The organism is Neisseria oralis, assembly GCF_045062685.1.
Lineage (GTDB): Bacteria > Pseudomonadota > Gammaproteobacteria > Burkholderiales > Neisseriaceae > Neisseria > Neisseria oralis.
Window position 1 is genome coordinate 353,164 of the sequence record NZ_JBJGEB010000001.1, and the last position, 21,636, is coordinate 374,799.

The following is a 21,636-nucleotide window of genomic DNA, read 5'->3' on the forward strand; positions in this document are numbered from 1 at the left end:
GTTGTTTGAGGTAACGTCGGGTGCAATGCCTGCATCCGCAAAAGGCTTGATTATAGGGGTTTCCTTTACGCATAATATGAATTATCCCCGTCAAAATCATGCCCAAGAGGAATAATGGACTTCAAAAGCCTGTACTGTTTCGCCGAACTCGTGCGCCTGCAAAGTTTCTCCGCCGCCGCATCCGCGCTCAACCTGACCCAGCCCACCGTCAGCAAAACCATACAGGCATTGGAAGAAGAACTGGGCGTACCATTGTTGGTTAAAGAAAACGGCCGCAAAAAACGCCAAGTCGCCACCACACCCATCGGCGAAGAAGTGTACCGCCACGCGCTGAACCTCCTGCACGAACGCGACTTGCTGCTCGCCCGCATCGACGGCTACCGCCACATCAAAAGCGGCACGTTGCGGCTGGGTTTGGCACTGCTCGGCAGCGACCTGCTCAGCAACGCCCTGTTCCGCTTCCGCCGCCAATGGCCCGGCATCGAATTGACCTTCCTCGAACAAGGTTCGCTCGCCATCGAACAATCCTTGCGCAACAACGAACTCGACGCCGGACAACTGCTCGCCCCCGTCCACGAAGACTTCGACAGCATCCCCCTGTGCGACTACCCGCTCGTCGTCCTTATGCCGCGCGCCCAAGCCCGTCATGCCACCCTCAGCCTCAAAAGCCTGCAACACGAACCGTTTATCCTGTTCGGCTCAGGGTTTTCCCTCAACGAAACCATCCAAACCGCCTGCCGCAGCCAAGGCTTCACCCCCAACGTCGTCTGCCGCACCGGACAATGGGACCTGCTCGCCGACATGGTGGCGCACCATATGGGTATCGCCCTTCTGCCCGAATACTACGCCCGCAAAATCAACCCCGACACCTTCGCCGCCGTCCCGCTGACCGAACCCGAAATCCGCTGGCAACTGACGATGGCGTGGAAAAAACACCAGCGCCCTACCCCCGCGCTCAGGGCTTGGCTGGACATTGTGCGGGAAGAGTTCGGGAAACAGGGATGAGAGGCCGTCTGAAAACTCAGGGATTGCTTGTCGGCCATGACTGATTATTAAGCCCCGCCGTTCCCGCGCAGGCGGGAATCCAAAACGTAGAATTGAGGAAACCTCTTTACCCGATAAGTTTCTGTGCATATGGGTCTGGATTCCCGCCTGCGGGGGAATGACGGTTGACAGTAGGTAATGCATCAAAAAGTAAGTGAATTATCCATAGACGGAAGTGACGAAAAGTTAAATATCAACACGACATCCAAACACGACCAAAAATTAAAAAGACCGTCTGAAAACGATACCTCCTGTTTTCAGACGGCCTTTTTGTGCCCTCGCGGCTTTACCTGCCCGACTGTGCCCACACGCTTTGCAGGTAGGCGTAGGTCAGCTCGGCGGTGCCGGACACCAGCGCAATGTCGCTGCCCAAGTCTTCGGCTTTGCCCACGCCGATGGGCAAGGCGCCGGCGGCTTTGATGGCGGCTACTCCTGCTGCTGCGTCTTCAATGCCGATGCAGCGGCGGATGTCCGCGCCCACGCCCTCGGCGGCGGCGAGGAAGATGTCGGGGGCGGGTTTGGAATGCGCGACGGCGGCTGGGTCGGCGACGGCGTCGAAGAAGTGGGTCAGCCCCATGCGTTCGAGCAGGAACGGGCCGTTTTTACTGGCGGACGCGAGGGCGATTTTTTTGCCGTTTGCTTTCAATGCTTCCAGCAGCGGCAAAATGCCGGGGTACACGTCTTCGGGTTTGACTGCCTGAATCATCTCCAAGTAGTTGTCGTTTTTGCGGCGGGTCAGTTCGGCGAACTCGGCTTCGCCGACGGTTTTGCCGCCGTGCGCGAGGATGCGTTTGAGCGAATCGTCGCGCGACACGCCTTTGAGCTGCTCGTTAAACTTGCGGTCGATGCTGATGTCCAGCCCTTCGGCGAGCTTTTTCCATGCGCGGTAGTGATATTCGGCGGTGTCGGTGATGACGCCGTCGAGGTCAAAGAGCACTGCGGTGAAAGTCATTTTGCATCCTCCTTATTTGTTTAACGCAACGGTGTAGCTGCCGCTGAGCGTGATGTCTTTGCCGTACACCTGCAAATCGAGCGGTTCGCCTTTGAGCAGGGTGAAGACCACGTTTTCTTTACCGACGGCGACTTTAATCAGACGGCCGCGGTAGTTGATGTGGAAGGCATAGCCTGTCCACGCACTCGGCAGGAACGGTGCGAAGCTGAGTTTGCCGCCCCAGGTTTTCATTTGGGCGAAACCTTGGACGATGGCAAGCCACGAGCCGGTCATGGAGGTGATGTGCAGGCCGTCTTCGGTGTCGTTGTTGTAGTTGTCCAAGTCCAAGCGGGCGGTGCGCTGGTACATTTTCACGGCTTTTTCTTCTTTGCCCAGTTCGGCGGCAAGGATGGCGTGGATACAAGGCGACAGCGAGCTTTCGTGCACGGTCATCGGTTCGTAGAAGTCGAAGTTGCGGCGTTTTTCGTCCATGTTGAAACGGTCGCCGAAGAAGTAGATGCCTTGCAAGACGTCCGCCTGTTTGATGAAGGGCGAACGCAGGATTTTGTCCCACGACCATTTCTGGTTGAGCGGCAAATCGTTGGGCGAAAGCGCGGACACTGGGCGGATGTCTTTATCGAGGAAGCCGTCGTGCTGCACGAATACGCCGAGTTCTTCATCATGCGGACGGTACATATTGGCGCTGATGTCCGCCCATTTTTCCAACTCGGCGGCGCTCACGTTCAAATCGGGGCGCGGGTATTTCGCCAAGGCTTCGCGGGTGTAGTCCAATACCCATGCGGCAAGGGTGTTGGTGTACCAGTTGTTGTTGATGTTGTTTTCGTATTCGTTCGGGCCGGTTACGCCGTGAATCATGTATTTGCCGTTGCGTTTGGAGAAGTGGACGCGGTCCGCCCAGAAGCGGGACACTTCGACCAAGACTTCCAAGCCTTCTTTGGCAAGATAGCTTTCGTCGCCGGTGTAGTTGGTGTAGTTGTAGATGGCGTAAGGAATCGCACCGTTGCGGTGGATTTCCTCGAAGGTGATTTCCCATTCGTTGTGGCACTCGATGCCCGTAAACGTCACCATCGGATAGAGTGCGCCCGCCAAGCCCTGTTCGCGCGCGTTGTGTTGCGCCTGCGGCAGTTGGTTGCGGCGGTATTGCAGCAGGTTGCGGGTAACTTCGGGTTCCGCCAGTGCGAGGTAAAGCGGCACGGCGTAGGCTTCGGTGTCCCAATAGGTCGCGCCGCCGTATTTTTCGCCGGTAAAGCCTTTGGGGCCGATGTTCAGGCGCGCGTCTTCGCCGTAGTAGGTGGAGAACAGTTGGAACAGGTTGAAGCGGATGCCCTGCTGCGCTTCGTCGCTGCCTTCGATGACTACGTCGGCGATTTCCCAACGGTGCAGCCAGCCTGCTTTGTGTGCCTCCAGCAAGGTTTCAAACGCAACGCCTGCGATTTTTTCCGACAAGGCGCGGCCTGCGGCTTTCACTGTTTCCAAGCCCTGATAATCGCGGCTGGTGGTGACAATCACGCGTTTTTCAAAGGTTTCGGGCGTACTGCCGACTTCGGCTTCAAAAGAATTGGAGACCTGCCAGTCGGTTTGGCTGCCGCCGAGGGCTTTGAAGCTGCCGGCGAAGGTTTGCTCGGCGTTGACGATGAATTGTTCCACGCCGAAGGGATTGGCGACGGTTTGGGTGGCAATGTAGGAGCGGTCGTCTGAAACGCCTTTGTCCAATACCTGCCAGAATTTTTCTTCGTAGTTGGAGTCTTCGTTTTTCACGTCGGCGTCGATGATGGAATCGATGCGGACTTGGTGGGTTTTGCCGTCGACGGACACAGCTTCCCAGCGGATGACCGCCAGTTCTTTTTGCGCGACGGACAGGAATTTGCATACATCGAAACGCACGCCGAATACGGTGAACGAGCGGCGCAACACGCCGTACTGCATATCGAGTTCGACGGAGAAGCCGGCAACGTCGTTTTTCGCCAAGTCGACTTCCTGCCCGTCGACAAAGATTTTGACTTTGCTGAAATTGAGCGCGTTGATGGCTTTGCCGAAATATTTGGGGTAGCCGTTTTTCCACCAGCCGACGCGGGTTTTATCGGGGAACCACACGCCGGCGATGTAGGTGCCCAAGTGGCTGTCGGCGGAATAGGTTTCCTCAAAGCTGCCGCGCATACCCATATAGCCGTTGCCCAAGCTGGTCAGGCTCTCTTGCAGCCGTTTGTGTTCTTTTTCCAGTTTTGCCGAACGCAGCGTCCAAGGGCTGATTTCCATGATTCTTGTGTACATCGTAAAGCTCCTGTTTGGATTGATTTGAGGGAATGGTGAAATCTTAAAAAGGCCGTCTGAAACCGGTGTTAAGAGGCTCCTAAGAAAGGGATTCGATGCCGTAAGCAATCGTCGCCTCCCTAGTATCACCCTTGTTCAGACGGATATTGCCGAACTCGGGCCAATGCAGGCTGTCGGGCAGCGTCTGCGCCTCGGTCGCCAGCGCGTCGTAAACGCCCGCATCGTGCCGCGCGAAATCCTGCGGGGCGGCGGTAAAGATGACTAGGCCGTTGCGGTCGCTGTATATGCTGATGCGGCGGCATCCGGCCTGCAACACGGCGGCGGGACGATCTATATCGGGCGGCACGCGGTAAGCGTCGTCGAAACCGGCCCGGCCCGTTTCGCGGCGCAGGGCGGCAACGGCGGCATCCAGCGGCTTGGGCCGGCTGAAATCAAATACTTCGAGGCCGTCTGAAACCGTTGAGACGGGCAGTTTTTCGGCATCGGCCGGAATATGTCCGCCCTGCGGAATATGCAGAACCGCATCGTGCAGGCCCGCGTCCAGCCGCCAGTAAATGTGCAGCGTCGGATCGAACACCGTGTCGCCGAGCGCGGTGGCGCGATAGGTAACGGTAAGCCGGTCGTCCTCGTCCAAGCGGTAGGAAATATCCAAATCCAAATCGTTGGGATAACCGTCGGCCGACTGTTGCAGGCGGCTGCGCAGCACCACCGAACGGCCGTCTGCCGCCACCGCGTCGAAACGGGTAACGGCCAGCCCGTGCGAACCGCCGTGCAGCGCGTTCCTGCCTTCGTTGGCCTCCACACGGTAAGTCCTGCCGTTGATGTCGAACGCCGCGCCGCGGATGCGTCCGGCCACGCGCCCTATCTGCTTGTTAATTTGAAACGGATTGTCCGCATAGGAAGCCGCATCGTCGAACGACACCACGAGGTTTTCGCGCACGCCGTCTGCCAAAACGGAAAATTCCTGCACAATCCCGCCCAAGTCCAGCACGCAGACGCGCGTACCGCGCCGGTTGGACAGCACATAGCCGGTTACGACCCGCCCGTCGAGCAGGCCGAAATCGCGGGTAGCGGGGGTATCGCTCATCGCTCAAACCCCGCCGTGTGTTTCTTTAATCAGGAACACGGAAAACGCGCCCAACAACAGCACAACCCCCGCCGCCAGAAACATATTGGCCTGCAAACCGCCCAGCATCGGGAATAATATGAAGCTCAACAGCGAAGCAACGATTTGGGGCATACAGATAGAGCCGTTAAACAAGCCCAAGTAAGTCCCCATGTGTTTGCCCGATAAGGCGTTGGTCACAATCGTCAGCGGATAAGTGATGATGCCCGCCCAAGCGATGCCGATTAAGGTGTACGACAACACCAGCGCGTATTGGTTGCTGATGAAGAAAACGGAGAAAAAGCCGAGCGCGCCCAAAGCCAGGCAGCTGAAATAACCGGCCTTATGGTATTGGTTGGGGACTTTCGCCAGTACAAACGAACAGGCCACCGCCGCAACCGACTGCACCGCCGCCAATACACCGTACCAGTTGCCCGCTTCCTGATAGCCTACGGAAGACGCATCGGTGGTGTGCCAGACGTTTTCCGCAATCGCGCCTGCGGAATAAGTCCACATATACTGGAAGGCGAACCAGCAGAAAAACTGCACCAGAGTGACCGTCCAAAACGCTTTGGGTGCGGTTTTCAAGAGTTCGAACCAGTTGGCCTTTTCCTGATTCGCCGCCACGTCGATGCCGTGGTAGCGGGCGTAGGTTTCCGGATCGTATTCCTTCACTTTGAAAATCGTGAACGCGCTGGTAATCACCAGCAACGCCGCGCCCACATAAAACGCCACGACCACGGTCTGCGGCACGACGCCTTTCTCGGCCGTGTTCGCCAAACCGATATACGCGAACACAAACGGCAAGACCGCCGCCACAACCGCGCCCGTATTCGCCAAGAAGCTCTGAATCCCGTAGGCGTAGCTTTTCTGCTCTTCGTTGACCATGTCGCCGACCATCATCTTAAACGGCTGCATCGCCATATTCGACGACACGTCCAACAGCGCAATCATCAGCGCGCCGAACGACAAAGCCGCCAGCGACGCATAGCCGAAACCGAAGCTGCCCGAGTTCGGCATCAGAATCATCACGATGACCGCAATCAGCGTGCCGTAAAGCAGATACGGCAGACGGCGGCCGCCCAAGCGCGGCTTCCATGTGCGGTCGGAGTAATAACCGACAATCGGCTGCACCAGCATCCCTGCCAACGGCGGCAGGATAAAGAACCAGCCGAGGCTGTGCGGGTCAGCGCCGAGCGTCTGGAAGATGCGGCTCATCTGCGAGCTTTGCAGGGTAAAGGCCGTCTGAACGCCGAGAAAGCCGAAACTGAGCATCCAAATCGTGCTTTTCGGCAGCGAGGGCAAACCCTGCCGCGAAGGTTTTTGCGTATTTTCCGACATGAGGTAGTTCCTTTCTTTTTTAGCTGTAAATAAATAAAAGAAATTATGGTTTATTAGGCTTCCTGCGAAGGTTTGAATCCGAGCGGAAACAGGCCGGTCGTTTGGCCGGATATGCCGCAGGAAGTTTGTTATTCATCGACAACTCAAAAACCGGTTTGCTCTTGAAGAAAATGTGGTGATAGCGGTTGATTCGGAACAGTAACGGCCGTGTCCGCATGGCTCATGTTGTTTTTCAGACAGCCTGCACGGTTTCGATACCGTGTCTCGATATTTTTAAAACGGCAGTGCGAAACCCGACATCTGCCCGCCTGCCAGTCTATCCGACCCGCCCGTGTTCGGCAACGGCAGTTTCATCCGGAACTGTTTTAAATCAAAGCATATAACAAAAGGCCGTCTGAAAACAGTTTTCAGACGGCCTCGACGGTTAAAAAGCCCGATTATTGCAAGCAGGCTTGCTGCCCGAGCACTTTATTCGACGACGATTTTCGGGAAGCGGCTGCTGAAATCCTTGCCTTTGTCGGCGATGGCGAGGGCGATTTGGAAAGCCGCGTCGGTATAGATTTCGGCGATGGCGGGATTGTCTTCCAAAAGCTGCTTGGCCGAACCGCTGTCCATCGCTTCGCGCACGGGCAGGCTCAGCGGGAGCTGTCCGAGCAGCGGCACGTTCAGACGGCCTGCCAGATTTTTGCCGCCTTCCGAACCGAAAATGGCTTCGGCGTGGCCGCAGTTGGAGCAGATGTGTACCGACATGTTTTCCAGTACGCCGAGAATCGGGATGTTGACTTTGTTGAACATATCCACCGCCTTGCGCGCGTCAATCAGGGCGATGTCCTGCGGCGTGGTAACGACCACCGAACCGGTTACCGGAATTTTCTGCGACAGGGTAAGCTGGATGTCGCCCGTGCCCGGCGGCAGGTCGATGAAGAGGTAGTCCACGTCGTCCCACTCGCTTTGAAACATCAACTGCTGCAAGGCCTGGCTCACCATCGGCCCGCGCCAGACAACGGCTTGGTCGGTGTCGACCAGAAAGCCGATGGACATCACTTGGATGCCGCTGTCGGCTTCGACGGGTATCAGTTTTTGGTTCTGCTGGTCGGGTTTGCGGTCTTGCACGCCCAACATGGTCGGCTGGCTGGGGCCGTAGAGGTCGGCATCCAGCACGCCCACGCGCGCGCCCATACGCGCCATGGCGGTAGCGAGGTTGGCGGTGGTGGTGGACTTGCCGACGCCGCCCTTGCCGGATGCGACGGCGATGATGTTTTTCACGCCTTTGATGGTGGCAACGCCGGGCTGCACTTTGTGCGTGCCGATAACGGTGTCGATGCTGAGGTGGATGTGCGCATCGCCTGTGATGCCGATGACGGCCTCCTGCACCCTGTTCGCCAATTCCGCGCCGATATGGTTGACGGGAAAGCCGAATTGCAGGGTGATGTAGAGGCCGTCTGAACGCTCTTCGACCGCCTGTACGGCCTTTTCACCGCCGAGCGTGCGGCCGGTATTGGGAATCTGCACCGCCTCGAGGGCGGTCCGAATGGCTGGGATATTCATGGTATTTCTCTTGATGTGTTTGTTCGGGTTAATAATCGGATGCGGATATTTTAACAGAACGCGGGATATATTGGACTCAGCCGCTGTAACTAAGCCCTGCTCCGGCGGGGAACAGGGCTTGGTTTTCAGACGGCCAGGAGCGGGATTACCGTGCCGCCATAAAGTCGTCGACTTTCCGCTGGTAGCTTTTCAACAATTCGGCGGAGCGGGCAAACTGCTCCGCTTCGTCGTCGGACAAATCCAGATTGATGATGCGCACCGCACCTTGGCGGTTGACCACGGTCGGCACGCCGATATACACGTTTTCTTGTCCGAACTCGCCCTCAAGCAGGGACGACACCGGCAACACCACGCCCTGATTGTGCAGAATCGCATTGGAAATGCGGCTCAAGCCCATGCCGATACCGTGGCTGGTCGAACCTTTGGCCTCAATCACTTCGTAAGCGGCATTGCGCACGTTGGAATAGATTTTCTCCATCCGCGCCTTGCCGCCCTCTTCCTGCCCCAGAATCTTTTTCACCGACATGCCGGAAATATTGGCGGTGCTCCATACGGCGATCACGCTGTCGCCGTGTTCGCCTATCATCATCGCATCCACGCTCCAAGGCGCAACATTAAATTCGTTGCCCAAACAACTGCGGAAGCGGGCGGAGTCGATAATCGTACCCGAACCGATGACGCGCTCCTTCGGCAGGCCGGAGAACCGCCAAGTCGCATACGACAGCACATCGACAGGGTTGGTCGCCACCAGAAAGATTCCATCGAAGCCCGACGCCATAACCGCCGTAACGATGGAATGGAACACGCGCAGGTTGTTGTCGATCAAATCCAGCCGCGTTTCGCCCGGGCGTTGCGGCAGTCCGGCGCAGATGCACACGATGTCGGCATCGGAACAGTCGCCGTAATCGCCGACATAAATCCGTGCCGGCGACGCGGCATAAGGCATCCCGTGCCGAAAGTCGCGCGCCTCGCCTTCGGCGCGTTTGCGGTTAAGGTCGATTAAGACCAAATCATCACAAAGTGCCTGATTCAGCATCGAATACGCATAGCTGATACCCACCGAGCCTGTGCCGACCACCACCACTTTGTTACCTACTTTTTTCATTGCCTCATCCTTAAAGATTTGTTGCGAAATATTGCCAAACAAGAATTAATAGCACTAAGCACCCGCAACGTCAAATTACAGACCGCCTCTATCCGCCTGAAATCTGGTGTACCCGAATGGAAGAAAATCAAACGGACGGCAAACACATTCCTGCCTTTCCCTACTGCCAGAAGGCCGTCTGAAACTTAAACGTCCGGCAGTTATCGCATCCCAAACCACGCTCACGACAGAAAAACGCCGGACAAAGCCCGAACCGAAACAAACCACCCTCCCGATACGAAAAGGCCGTCTGAAAATGTTTTCAGACGGCCTCCTTTATCCTTAACTTAAGAAACCACTTCGCCCTGAGTGCGCTGCTTCTCAATATTCCTGTTGATATACCATTGCTGCGCGATGGTCAGCAGATTGTTGACCACCCAGTACAGTACCAAACCGGCGGGGAAGAAGAAGAACATCACCGAAAAAACCATCGGCATGATTTTCATCATCTTCGCCTGCATCGGATCGGTCGGCGGCGGATTGAGAAAAGTCTGGGCAAACATCGTACCGGCCATAATCAGCGGCAGGATGTAAAACGGATCGGGACGGCTCAAGTCGGTAATCCAGCCCAGCCACGGCGCCTGACGCAACTCGACCGAGGCAAACAGCGCCCAGTAAAGGCCGATGAACACGGGAATCTGCAACAGCATCGGCAAACAGCCGCCGAGCGGATTGATTTTCTCGTCTTTATACATCTGCATCATGGCCTGTTGCTGCGCCATACGGTCGTCGCCGTATTTTTCTTTAATCGCCTGAAGTTTCGGCGCCACGGCACGCATTTTGGCCATCGAGCGGTAGGACGCATTGGTCAGCGGATACAGCACCGCCTTAACGATGATAGTCAGCGCGATAATCGACCAGCCCCAGTTGCCGATAAGTTCATGCAGCTTGTTCAACAGCCAGAACAGCGGCGACGCAAACCAGTGTACCTTGCCGTAATCTTTGGCCAGTTGCAGCTTGTCGGCAATACCTGCCAACACGCTGGTGGTCTGCGGGCCGGCATACAGATTCATCGAAACCGACGCTTTGCCGCCCGCGGCAACGGCCGCCATCGGCACGCTCACTCCCGCGCTGTAAAGGTTGTCGCCGCGGCGTTTGATGTCAATCTGGCAGTCGCCCGCCACACAAACGGTCTGGCCGTCTTTCGGCTGGAGAATCCAAGTCGCCATAAAATGATGCTCAATCATGCCCAACCAACCGCTATTGGTTTTGTGCACATATTCGGCTTTGTTTTTGCCGGATTTGAAATCGTCGTCCAAATCGGAGAAGGTTACTTTTTCAAACTGGCCTTCGGGCGTATAAACCACGGGGCCGACATACGACTGGGTGAAATAGCCCTGCCCTTCGGGCTTGCTACTGTCGCGCACCACGCGGTAGTTGGCGGTCAGGTTGACAGGCTTGCCGCCCGCGTCAGTTACGTCAAACCGTACATTGATCAAATAGCTGCCTTTGGTGAAAGTATAGACTTTGTCGATTTTCAGACCGTCCGCCTCCGCACTCAGGCGCACTTCGGTTTTATCGCCGTTTAACGTATATTGTTTTTGCGGCGCGGTAAAACCGACGTTTTTCAGGACATTGTTGCCCTGCGCATCCAACAGTTCGGCTTGCGCGACATAAGTGTGGTCTTTGCCGTCGTCAAACAGGACGAAATCCTTGTTCGCATCACCCGACGCTTTGTACTTCAGCAAAGTCAGCCGACGCAAATCTCCGCTCTTCTCATCAATAACGGCCTTGACCGTATCGGTGGTCACGGTAATCGGCACGGCGGCAGTCAGTGCCGCTTCCGCCTTGGCGGCAACCGCCTGCTGTTGCTGCACGGCATGTTGCGTCTGCGCCGGCTTCGGTGCAGGGAAAAGCTTCTGCCAACCGAACAATATCGCAAACGCGATAACGGCAAAGGTTACAAGTCTTTTAGAATCCATAAAAATTTTCCAAATTTACAGGATGTAAATATCAAAAGGTGGGATGGTTACTTCAGACGGCATTATATAGAAACCGATGAGAAATAAAAGAAAAATACGCAAAAAGCAAATGCGGTGCAGATAGGCCTTAAAACGGCTGTTTCAACGGCAACGGACATACAAACCCGACACGGATTTTCGCGGTTCGGTGGGGCATATTCCGTTCCGCCCGACTAAATTCCATACAAACCATTCCCCGTCTTCCCGCCCCAATTCTCTTAAAAAGTTCTTTAAGGTACGGGGTCGTGTCCGCTGCCGCCGAAAGGATGGCAGCGGGCAATGCGTTTGACGGCAAGCCAACCTCCTTTGAACGCGCCGTATTTCTTTACCGCTTCCAGCGCATATTGCGAACAAGTCGGCGTATACCGGCAACGCGGCGGAATCAGCGGGCTGACGGCATACTGGTAAAACCGAATCAGCCCGAGCATGATTTTTGCAGTCAGCCCCATCAGCGTTTCTTCATCAGTTGCGCCAACTGTTCGCGGGCATCGGCGGCATTTTCACGCGTAAAAGGCCGATGCACCCGCACCACGAAATCGTGCGGCGGCAAAATTTCCTTATGGCGGCGGAACCAGTCGCGGATAACGCGTTTCATATAGTTGCGCGCATTGGCTCGTTTGGCGGCCTTCTTGCCGACCACGAGACCGAGGCGCGGATGGTTCAGGCCGTTGTCGCCCGACTGCGAAACCTGCAACAAATCGCGGCTGCGTCGGTTTCTTAACGCAAAAACGGATGAAAAATCATCCGTTTTTAATAAGCGGTACTGCCTGCCGAAGCGGTTGTCCAAAATTATACGGCCAGGCGTTTGCGGCCTTTGGCCCGACGCGCAGCCAACACTGCGCGGCCGCCGCGGGTTTTGGAGCGCACCAAGAAGCCGTGGGTGCGTTTGCGTTTGGTAACCGAAGGTTGATAAGTGCGTTTCATGTCTTTTCCTAAAAAATCGGTAGAATTAAACTGCGGATTACACCCTAATCCGACGGATTTGTCAATCAGAATTAACGCGTTGGCGATGATTTTATCGAACGTTCCGATTTGCCGCGAGTTAAAATGTGGCCGCTTCTGTGGATAAAATTTCTGATGCGCTTGTGGATAAAAATCGGTATAATTGCATTAATTATGCATATTTCCTTGCAGGCCGTCTGAAAAATAACGAACGTTGTGGCTGCTTTTTTATTTTTCAGACGGCCTGATTTGATTTTCCTGACGGGCTTTTCATGACTTTGGCAGAATTCTGGCCGCTGTGCCTCCGCAAACTCCACGATTCCCTACCTGCGCAACAATTCCAAACTTGGATTGCGCCGCTGACCGTGGGCGAAGAAAACGGCACATGGGTGGTGTACGGTAAAAACCAGTTTGCCTGCAACATGCTACAAAACCGCTTTGCCGCCGATATTGAAGCCGTCCGCGCCGAACTTGCGCCGCAACAAGCCGCATTCTTGTTCAAAACGGGTACGGGCCGAAGCTACCCTATGGCCTCAGACGCATCCGGCAAATCTTTGGAAGAAAGGCCGTCTGAAAACGCCCCCGCCCATCCGCACACCACACCGGCACCTTCGAACAAAACCGCCGCAGACATCCTCGCCGAGCGCATGAAAAACCTGCCGCACGGCAACCGCCGTACCGAGCCAGAACCCGCACCTGCGGCGGCCAACCCGACTGCCAAAACCAAACACGACGAACAGCGCGGCGCGGCGGAAACGCGTTACAGCCAGACCAACCTGTCTTCCGACTATACTTTTGAAACGCTGGTGGAAGGCAAAGGCAACCGCATCGCCGCCGCCGCCGCACAATCCATCGCCGAAAATCCCGGCCAAAGCTACAACCCGTTTTTCCTCTACGGCAGCACCGGCTTGGGCAAAACCCATCTGGTACAGGCCATCGGCAACGAGCTGTTGAAAAACCGCCCCGACGCCAAAGTGCGTTACATGCACTCCGACGACTATATACGCAGCTTTATGAGCGCCGTACGTACCAACAGCTACGACGTGTTCAAACAGCAATACAAACAATACGACCTGCTCATCATCGACGACATTCAGTTCATCAAGGGCAAAGACCGTACGATGGAAGAATTTTTCTATCTGTACAACCACTTCCATAACGAAAAAAAACAGCTTATCCTTACCTGCGACGTCCTTCCCGCCAAAATCGAAGATATGGACGACCGGCTGAAATCGCGTTTTTCATGGGGATTGACGCTGGAGCTCGAACCGCCCGAACTGGAAATGCGCGTGGCGATTTTACAAAAAAAAGCCGAATCCTCCGGTATCAGCCTGACCGACGAGGCCGCCTTTTTCATTGCCAACCTTATCCGTTCCAACGTGCGCGAGCTGGAAGGCGCGTTCAACCGCGTCAGCGCCAGCAGCCGCTTCATGAATAAGCCGATTGACATCGATTTGGCGCGCGACGCTTTACAGGACATCATCGCCGTCAAACACAAAGTCATTACCGCCGACATCATCATCGATGCAACGGCGAAATACTACCGGATTAAAATCAGCGACATACTTGGCAAAAAACGCACCCGCAACATCGCCCGCCCGCGCCAAGTCGCCATGAGCCTGACCAAAGAGCTGACCAACCTCAGCCTGCCCTCCATCGGCGATGCGTTCGGCGGGCGGGACCACACCACGGTCATGCACGGCGTCAAAGCCGTCGCCAAATTGCGCGAAGACGACCCCGAACTGGCGCAGGATTACGAAAAGCTGCTGATTATGATTCAAAATTGACTTTCAGACGGCCTCTCTCCAACCCAATCGGCTAAAGGCCGTCTGAAAAACAGATAAAACCGGATTTCAAAATTCAAAGGAATAAAACATGTTGATTCTACAAGCCGACCGCGACAGCCTGCTCAAGCCGCTACAAGCAGTAACCGGCATCGTCGAGCGCCGCCACACCCTGCCGATTCTGTCCAACGTACTGCTCGAAAGCAGCAACGGACAAACCAACATTCTGGCCACCGACTTGGAAATCCAAATCAACACCGCCGGCCCCGAAAGCCAGACCGGAGACTTCCGCATTACCACCAATGCCAAGAAATTCCAAGACATCCTGCGCGCCCTGCCCGAAAGCGCCATCGTATCGCTCGACTGGGCCGACAACCGGCTGACCCTTAAAGCAGGAAAATCCCGATTCGCCCTGCAAACCCTGCCTGCCGAGGATTTCCCGCTGATGAGCGTCGGTAACGACGTCAGCACGGCTTTTTCGCTGACTCAGGAAACCTTCAAAAACATGCTCTCGCAGGTGCAATACAGCATGGCCGTGCAAGACATCCGTTATTACCTCAACGGCCTCTTGATGCAGGTCGAAGGCAACCAATTACGCCTTGTCGCCACCGACGGCCACCGCCTTGCCTATGCCGCCAGCCAAATCGAAGCCGAATTGCCCAAAACCGAAGTTATCCTGCCGCGTAAAACCGTATTGGAACTCTTTAAGCTGCTGAACAATCCGTCCGAACAAATCACCGTCGAGCTGCTTGACAACCAAGTGCGTTTCCAATGCAACGGCACCACCATCGTCAGCAAAGTCATCGACGGCAAATTCCCCGATTTCAACCGCGTCATCCCGCTGGACAACGACAAAATCTTCCTTGTTTCCCGAACCGACTTCTTGGGTGCACTCGAGCGTGCCGCCATTCTCGCCAACGAAAAATTCCGCGGAGCGCGCCTGTTCCTGCAACCGGGCCTGTTAAGCGTCGTGTGCAGCAATAACGAACAGGAAGAAGCCCGCGAAGAACTTGAAATCGCCTACCAAGGCGGCGAACTTGAGGTCGGTTTCAACATCGGCTACCTGATGGACGTGCTTCGCAACGTACACGCCGACGACATGCAACTCGCCTTCGGAGACGCCAACCGTTCGACCCTGTTTACCATCCCCAATAATCCGAACTTTAAATACATCGTGATGCCGATGCGGATTTGATGGGTAACAAAAACCGAGGCCGTCTGAAACTTGTTTTCAGACGGCCTTTTTACTGTTCTGCCGGCAATATTCGCTTTCCCTGCGCACTCCTCATCCAAGATTGTCCATTCCCCAAAATCGCTCACCATACTGTCACAACCCTATAAAACATAAAATACCACTTGCATTTTATAGACAAGCGGTAAATAATTCGGACATTCGTAATTATTACCAGCTATTGTTATTATTCACTCAGTAACAGAGTTTCACAAAACTAAATTTGTTACAGGTATTGGATAAATACATAACCAAGGTACAGATTAATAGTTTATTAAAGAAGAAAATATTAATTTAATTATAATTTTATTTTTTACAATAACAATTATTAACAATAATTCATTACGACACTTTGCTCAGGCGCCGTCTGCAACGCAACTCTTACGAAAAAGAAAACGATGGAAAAATTCAACAAACACCCGTACTTCCCCATTCGTACACTCGCCGCCTGCACAGCGGCCGCATTGACCGTCTTACTGCCAACACACGCCTCTGCCACTACCTTTGACCAACAGCCGCTGGTAGGGGTGGGGTCAGTTTACCCGCCAAATATTCTGCTGGCCCTGTCGGTGGAATATCCGACGGCAGGGGCGGCTTATGAAGCTGCGAATATATGGAACCCAAAAGGTAAAAGACAGCTTAACGAACAAAAATTCGACCAAAGCAAATCTTTCATCGGTTATTTTGATTCCGGTAAGTGCTACAGCTATATCGGCAGCGGGGACAATGCTTATTTTACTCCCGTCAATACAACCAACAACGGCAACTGCGGCGGAAATACCTTTAGCGGTAAAGCTTTAAACTGGCTGGGGATGAGCGCCATCGATATTTTCCGTAAAGAGATGACCGGCGGTAATCGTGCTTTCGGAGCCAAAGGTTCGTCTGTCGAAAATTACCAAAACGGCGATATGCCCAACCGTACAACCTTGCGTCGTGCCTTCGTCATGGGTGGCGAATACAGTACTAACGTTGAAAGTTTCCTAAACCGCTCCATCAGTGCCACACTGCTAAGCCGTACCATGCCGTCTGTCGCGCGTACTATACGGTCATCTTCCGGCCTTCAGGACGACATCACTGTCATGAGCTCCGGTTTCAAAATAACGTTTTGCAATGCGCCGACCAAAATCCCTAATTCTGCAACACGTATACAACGCAGCTACATGAACTGCAACGAAGGCGATGCAAACAGCCAAACTTTCAACATGGTGGTGGAGGTATGCAAACCCGGCCTGCTGGAAGACAACTGCCGCCAATACGGTTCATATTACAAACCCGAGGGCATCATGCAGGCCAAAGCTGAAAAGGCCCGCTTCAGTGTATTCGGCTACATGAACGTCGGCACTCATGATGGCGGCGTGATGCGCGCCCGCATGAAATCGCTATTGGGAGGCCGCACCAATACGGGGATAGATCTTGGCAAAGAAATTAACGAAACCGACGGTACTTTCATTATCAATCCCGATGCCAAAGATGCCGATGCAAGCGGCGTATCCAACAGCGGCGTCATCAACTACCTCAACAAATTCGGCGATGCAGGCACATATAAGACATTAGACCCCGTAGATGAGCTTTACTATACAGGCCTGCTTTATCTGCGAAACCGAAAAGACTTGGTCCCTGCCTCTTTCTCCGCCATTCCTCCGGATCCGGTTAAAGCGGCTACCGCCAAAGACGGTTTCCCCGTTATTTCCAGTTCGAATTGGGACGACCCCCTACTGCCGCAAACCAAAGACAACTTAGGCAACTGGGTAGAATCCGCTACCGACGGCAAAGCGGCGGTATGCCGTCCCAACTATATTCTGTTCATTGGCGACACCAACTCAAACTTAGACCAAGACCTTCCCGGTTCAGGACCGGAATACGCGAACAGCCATGTATCCGACAGCGAGATAGATGTCAGCCTGTATATGAATAAAATCAAGACGAATGAAAGCAAGGTAGATCCGAAAATCCACAGCGGTTATCAACTGACCAACCGAAGCAGCTCAAAATCCTACGGAGCAATTGCAGGCTTGGCTTATTGGGCGCGTACCAACGATTTCCGTCCTCAATTATTGGGGAAACAATATATCAAATCAATTATGCTGGATGTCGTCGAACACAATGACTATAAAGGCTGGGCAAACCAATTTTATTGGGCGGCCAAATACGGCGGCTTCTACAGCAGCAAAGAGGAAGAAGAAGGCGGAACGCCGGAATTGACTGCATACGAGTCCGACCGTTGGCGTTGGACCGATGACGCCGTAGGGAAAAGCCGAATAATTAAGAGTAACGGACAAACTCCCTTTCCTGACGGGGTACCGCGCAATTATTCTGCCGCGAATAATCCTGAATCTATGATTGAGGCGTTACGCAGTTCGTTTAATGCCGCTTCGGCCAGGTCCGACAATCCGTCCCAAGCAGTCTTAAATGCAGAATTGAATAAGAACGGCGTATTAGATTTGACAACGAAGGAAAAACCTTTCGTATTGCAATCTTCATATAAGAAAAGCCAACAATTCGGCTGGCAAGGCGACGTTATTGCGTATTATTTGTCTGATGACGGCAACACCAGATTTTCCACTCCGCAATGGCAGTTGAGCACCCTGTTTAGTACCAAATATCGTTCAGGATGGAATTCACGCAATATATGGACCCGCTCGGGCAGGAACACGGTATTGCTGCAAAATGTGGCAAGTTCTGTTTTTAACTTAAAATCGGGAGAAAGCACCAGTGCCAACTATAACGCTCAAAATCTGATCCAATATATACGCGGCTCGGACGAATTCGAACAAGACGGCACCTTCCGCAAGCGTGCCGTGGACGGACTTTTGGGTACGGTGGTCAATTCAGCGGTAACGCCGATTTTGGCACCTGCAGAAGAAACCGTAGCGGATACTTGCAAATATGAAAACTTTGCCTCCGTGCGAAACCGGACGACGGTTTACGCTTTCGCCGCCAATGACGGTATGTTGCATATAGTAGGTAAAGATGGCGAAGAAAAATACGCCTATATTCCTTCGACTGCGTTGCCCAAGTTGAAAAACTATGCCCTCAGCCGCCAGCCTGACAACACTTCAGACGGCCATATCTTCCTGAACGACGGTACTCCCGTTACCGCCGAAATCTGTTTGGGCAACGGGACAAACAAAAAAGCAAAATCCGTTATCATCGGTACTGCCGGACGCGGGGGTGAGGCCGTATATGCCGTGGATGCCACCAACCTAGATAATGCGGGTTCGGCCAATCTGCTCTGGGAATTCAGCAAAGCGGACGATGATGGTTTGGGCTTGACTATACATAAACCCGTCATTACCGAAATTGAATCCAACGGCGGCAAAAAAGCGGTGGCCATTGTTAGCAGCGGTTACAAAGCAGATAAAAATTACAAGGGCTACATCTATATACTTGACATCGGGAAAAGCGGCGGCCCGTGGATAAACGGAACCCATTACCAGCGCATCGAGCTGGGGAACTCCGGTGTAGGGGCGCCGAAGGTATTGGATACAGATAGCGACGGGGCAAGCGACCGTATCTATGTAGGTGATGAGTCCGGCAACCTCTGGCGTATCGATTACGATAAAGCCACCAAAAGATGGACTGCTAAAAATATTTTCACAAGTACGGCGCAAGAACCGATTACCGGAGCACCAGACGCAATCGCATCACGCAACGGCTACACGGTTATCTTCAGCACCGGAAAATATTTTACTGTAGAAGACAGTACACGCCGAAACCTGCAAAACTATGCTTACGGCCTTTTCGATACCGATGGTTCCAAAATTGCCGAAACCAGCCTACTCGGACAAACCATTAATAGCGTAACACCGGTAGCTTCGCAAACCGACAGAACCTATTACTCAGCCTCCCAAAATGCGATTTCCGACAAACATAAAGGCTGGAAACTTTCCCTCCCTTCCGGATTTATCAGTATTGACGATGCCTTAATCCGCAATAAAAGAGTGGCCCAGTTTTTTGCCTTCAACGTCAATCATAATGACAGCATCAATACCAACCGGAACACTAACAACGGCAATATTTGCTCCAACAATTCCGGCGTATCTGCATTGATAGAAGTGGATTTGCAAACAGGCGGCATGTATCGTAACCCGGTATTCGATACCAACCGCGACCATAGGTTTGATAGCAGTGATGCACTATCGGCTATGGTGGTACATACCGGACAACTCGCCTTGAAACGCAATACGGTAACGATGCTTACAAAAGCAGGAAAAAAACAAGGTTCATTGCTGGTAGGAGACAGCGGGGAGCCTACCAATGAGAACCTTAATCCTCTTTTCAATACGGTACACCGTATTAGTTGGGGAGAAATCTTCTAAACCGTCGGATATATAAAAATTGGCCGAAACTGATAAACATTCAGTTTCGGCCAATTTTTATCGGGTTATTTTACAAAATGAATATAAAAAACTATCCATAAAATTCTCTACCGTTGCCGCTTCGGCAACTTAACCACAACCGTATCTGCCAAATAATCAGACAACGTCCTTCGGTCGATTTTCGTTTGAAATAGCATTACAACACAAACGATAAAAGCCCCCCAACTGACAATTTGTTCCATCTTTACACCAACATTCTCGCTACCCGTTGCCAACTGACCTAATTTTCCGATAGCAACAGCAACCAATGCAACAATCAGATTATAAAGCACCTCGCGCATCAGGACCGCACCGACAAACCCGGGATTTCGTCCGTCTGTTTTCAGCACACGGATGCCCATTATCTTTTTACCCAACGATTGCCCATCACGGCTCATAAAATAAATTTGCACGATAATGTAAAGCACCACAACAAGCAGCCCAAGTAACATCAGCCACCCCATATCCTGCCAGAAACCTTCCAAGGCAGCCATTTGTTTGAATCCACCGGTTTTTACCTCCAAACTCTTGACGACTATAAAAAATGGGCTAAATGCAATCACGCCGAAAATAATGTTAATTAAATATGCAGCCATGCGGCTGCCCGCACTGGCAATAGTAACTTCGACTTCGTTCTGGTTTAACAAATCAAATTTTTCAAAATTCATAATCTTTCCTTTAAGCGTCTAACGATTCCAATCTTGCAGGTAATTTCAAAAAAATTCAACAAAAGCCTTTACAATTTCTCCGGGCGGCGTTAAAACGCTCTTTGTATTTTCACAATCTATTGTTAACAATTTCCTTAGGAGCAACTGTAATGAAAGTAGGTTTCGTCGGCTGGCGCGGCATGGTCGGTTCGGTTTTGATGCAGCGTATGAAAGAAGAAAACGACTTCGCCCACATTCCCGAAGCGTTCTTCTTCACCACTTCCAGCGTCGGCGGCGCGGCACCTGATTTTGGTCAGGCGGCTAAAACATTATTGGACGCGAACGACGTTGCCGAGCTGGCGAAAATGGACATCATCGTGACCTGCCAAGGCGGCGATTACACCAAATCCGTGTTCCAACCCCTGCGCGACAGCGGCTGGAACGGCTACTGGATTGACGCGGCATCCTCCCTGCGCATGAAAGACGACGCGATTATCGTCCTCGACCCTGTCAACCGCAACGTCATCGACAACGGCCTTAAAAACGGCGTGAAAAACTACATCGGCGGCAACTGCACCGTTTCCCTGATGCTGATGGCGCTGGGCGGTCTGTTCCAAAACGATTTGGTCGAATGGGCGACCAGCATGACCTACCAAGCCGCATCCGGCGCGGGCGCGAAAAACATGCGCGAACTCATCAGTGGCATGGGCGCGATTCACGCCAAAGTGGCGGACGAGCTTGCCGATCCTTCCAGCGCAATTCTCGACATCGACCGCAAAGTGTCCGATTTCCTGCGCAGCGAAGACTATCCGAAAGCCAACTTCGGCGTACCGCTCGCCGGCAGCCTGATTCCGTGGATTGACGTGGATTTGGGCAACGGCCAGTCCAAAGAAGAATGGAAAGGCGGCGTGGAAACCAACAAAATCCTCGGCCGCAGCGACAATCCGACCGTGATTGACGGTTTGTGCGTCCGCATCGGTTCTATGCGCTGCCACAGCCAAGCCATCACCCTGAAACTGAAAAAAGACCTGCCCGTTTCTGAAATCGAAGCGATTTTGGCAGGCGCGAACGACTGGGTGAAAGTTATCCCCAATGAAAAAGAAGCCAGCATCCACGAGCTGACGCCCGCCAAAGTAACCGGCACGCTATCCGTCCCCGTCGGACGTATCCGCAAATTAGGCATGGGCGGCGAATACATCAGCGCGTTCACCGTCGGCGACCAGCTGTTGTGGGGCGCAGCCGAACCCCTGCGCCGCGTGTTGCGCATCGTGTTGGGCAGTTTGTAATTCCGCTTTAAAGAATAAAAAA

16 protein-coding genes are annotated in these 21,636 nt (G+C 53.5%); 5 read left to right on the plus strand and 11 right to left on the minus strand.

All coding sequences use genetic code 11. The features are described 5' to 3' along the window. Positions 1–114: 114 nt before the first annotated feature. On the plus strand, positions 115–1,005 hold the full coding sequence (locus ACI43T_RS01745; protein WP_405385360.1) for a LysR family transcriptional regulator: 891 nt from the start codon (positions 115–117) through the stop codon (positions 1,003–1,005). A 325-nt stretch (positions 1,006–1,330) separates the two neighbouring features. Here the strand turns inward: ACI43T_RS01745 and pgmB are convergent, their stop codons facing one another. The 10 genes from pgmB to rpmH all read right to left on the minus strand — a co-directional run bounded on the left by pgmB (position 1,331) and on the right by rpmH (position 12,290). Continuing rightward, positions 1,331–1,996: a beta-phosphoglucomutase gene (pgmB, locus tag ACI43T_RS01750; RefSeq protein ID WP_405385361.1), complete on the minus strand. Its 666-nt coding sequence runs from the start codon at positions 1,994–1,996 to the stop codon at positions 1,331–1,333. Positions 1,997–2,008: 12 nt separating this feature from the next. Then, positions 2,009–4,267 carry a glycoside hydrolase family 65 protein gene (locus ACI43T_RS01755; protein WP_405385362.1) on the minus strand — a complete coding sequence of 753 codons (2,259 nt, stop codon included), beginning with the start codon at positions 4,265–4,267 and terminating at the stop codon, positions 2,009–2,011. Positions 4,268–4,346: 79 nt separating this feature from the next. Then, positions 4,347–5,354, minus strand: a complete 1,008-nt coding sequence (locus tag ACI43T_RS01760) for an aldose epimerase family protein (RefSeq protein WP_405385363.1) — start codon at positions 5,352–5,354, stop codon at positions 4,347–4,349. A 3-nt stretch (positions 5,355–5,357) separates the two neighbouring features. After that, the gene (locus ACI43T_RS01765) at positions 5,358–6,713 is read right to left on the minus strand and encodes an SLC45 family MFS transporter (RefSeq protein ID WP_377080148.1); all 1,356 of its coding nucleotides are present in this window, start codon (positions 6,711–6,713) and stop codon (positions 5,358–5,360) included. A gap of 468 nt (positions 6,714–7,181) precedes the next feature. Next, positions 7,182–8,261 carry an iron-sulfur cluster carrier protein ApbC gene (apbC, locus tag ACI43T_RS01770; RefSeq protein ID WP_405385364.1) on the minus strand — a complete coding sequence of 360 codons (1,080 nt, stop codon included), beginning with the start codon at positions 8,259–8,261 and terminating at the stop codon, positions 7,182–7,184. A 145-nt stretch (positions 8,262–8,406) separates the two neighbouring features. After that, complete coding sequence (locus ACI43T_RS01775) at positions 8,407–9,366, minus strand: L-lactate dehydrogenase (protein ID WP_009174410.1); 960 nt, start codon at positions 9,364–9,366, stop codon at positions 8,407–8,409. A 326-nt stretch (positions 9,367–9,692) separates the two neighbouring features. Then, complete coding sequence (gene yidC, locus ACI43T_RS01780; protein WP_405385365.1) at positions 9,693–11,327, minus strand: membrane protein insertase YidC; 1,635 nt, start codon at positions 11,325–11,327, stop codon at positions 9,693–9,695. 269 nt (positions 11,328–11,596) lie between these two features. Continuing rightward, positions 11,597–11,815, minus strand: a complete 219-nt coding sequence (gene yidD, locus ACI43T_RS01785) for a membrane protein insertion efficiency factor YidD (protein WP_009174412.1) — start codon at positions 11,813–11,815, stop codon at positions 11,597–11,599. After that, positions 11,815–12,153 (minus strand): ribonuclease P protein component, encoded by a 339-nt coding sequence (gene rnpA, locus ACI43T_RS01790; RefSeq protein ID WP_009174413.1) that lies wholly within the window; start codon positions 12,151–12,153, stop codon positions 11,815–11,817. Before rnpA ends, yidD begins: the two co-directional genes overlap by 1 nt. Positions 12,154–12,155: 2 nt before the next feature. Then, positions 12,156–12,290, minus strand: coding sequence for a 50S ribosomal protein L34 (gene rpmH, locus ACI43T_RS01795; protein ID WP_002214728.1), 135 nt, complete (start codon positions 12,288–12,290; stop codon positions 12,156–12,158). A gap of 290 nt (positions 12,291–12,580) precedes the next feature. Here rpmH and dnaA point away from each other — a divergent pair, with 290 nt between their 5' ends. The 3 genes from dnaA to ACI43T_RS01810 all read left to right on the plus strand — a co-directional run bounded on the left by dnaA (position 12,581) and on the right by ACI43T_RS01810 (position 19,642). After that, a complete protein-coding gene (dnaA, locus tag ACI43T_RS01800) occupies positions 12,581–14,095 on the plus strand; it encodes a chromosomal replication initiator protein DnaA (protein ID WP_377080153.1) in 1,515 nt (504 codons plus the stop codon). 88 nt (positions 14,096–14,183) lie between these two features. Then, positions 14,184–15,287 carry a DNA polymerase III subunit beta gene (gene dnaN / locus ACI43T_RS01805; protein ID WP_377080155.1) on the plus strand — a complete coding sequence of 368 codons (1,104 nt, stop codon included), beginning with the start codon at positions 14,184–14,186 and terminating at the stop codon, positions 15,285–15,287. Positions 15,288–15,721: 434 nt separating this feature from the next. Continuing rightward, positions 15,722–19,642, plus strand: a complete 3,921-nt coding sequence (locus ACI43T_RS01810; RefSeq protein ID WP_405385366.1) for a pilus assembly protein — start codon at positions 15,722–15,724, stop codon at positions 19,640–19,642. A gap of 107 nt (positions 19,643–19,749) precedes the next feature. Here the strand turns inward: ACI43T_RS01810 and ACI43T_RS01815 are convergent, their stop codons facing one another. Beyond that, complete coding sequence (locus ACI43T_RS01815; protein ID WP_405385367.1) at positions 19,750–20,349, minus strand: RDD family protein; 600 nt, start codon at positions 20,347–20,349, stop codon at positions 19,750–19,752. A gap of 149 nt (positions 20,350–20,498) precedes the next feature. Here ACI43T_RS01815 and asd point away from each other — a divergent pair, with 149 nt between their 5' ends. Beyond that, positions 20,499–21,614, plus strand: coding sequence for an aspartate-semialdehyde dehydrogenase (asd, locus tag ACI43T_RS01820; RefSeq protein ID WP_405385368.1), 1,116 nt, complete (start codon positions 20,499–20,501; stop codon positions 21,612–21,614). Positions 21,615–21,636 lie beyond the last annotated feature (22 nt).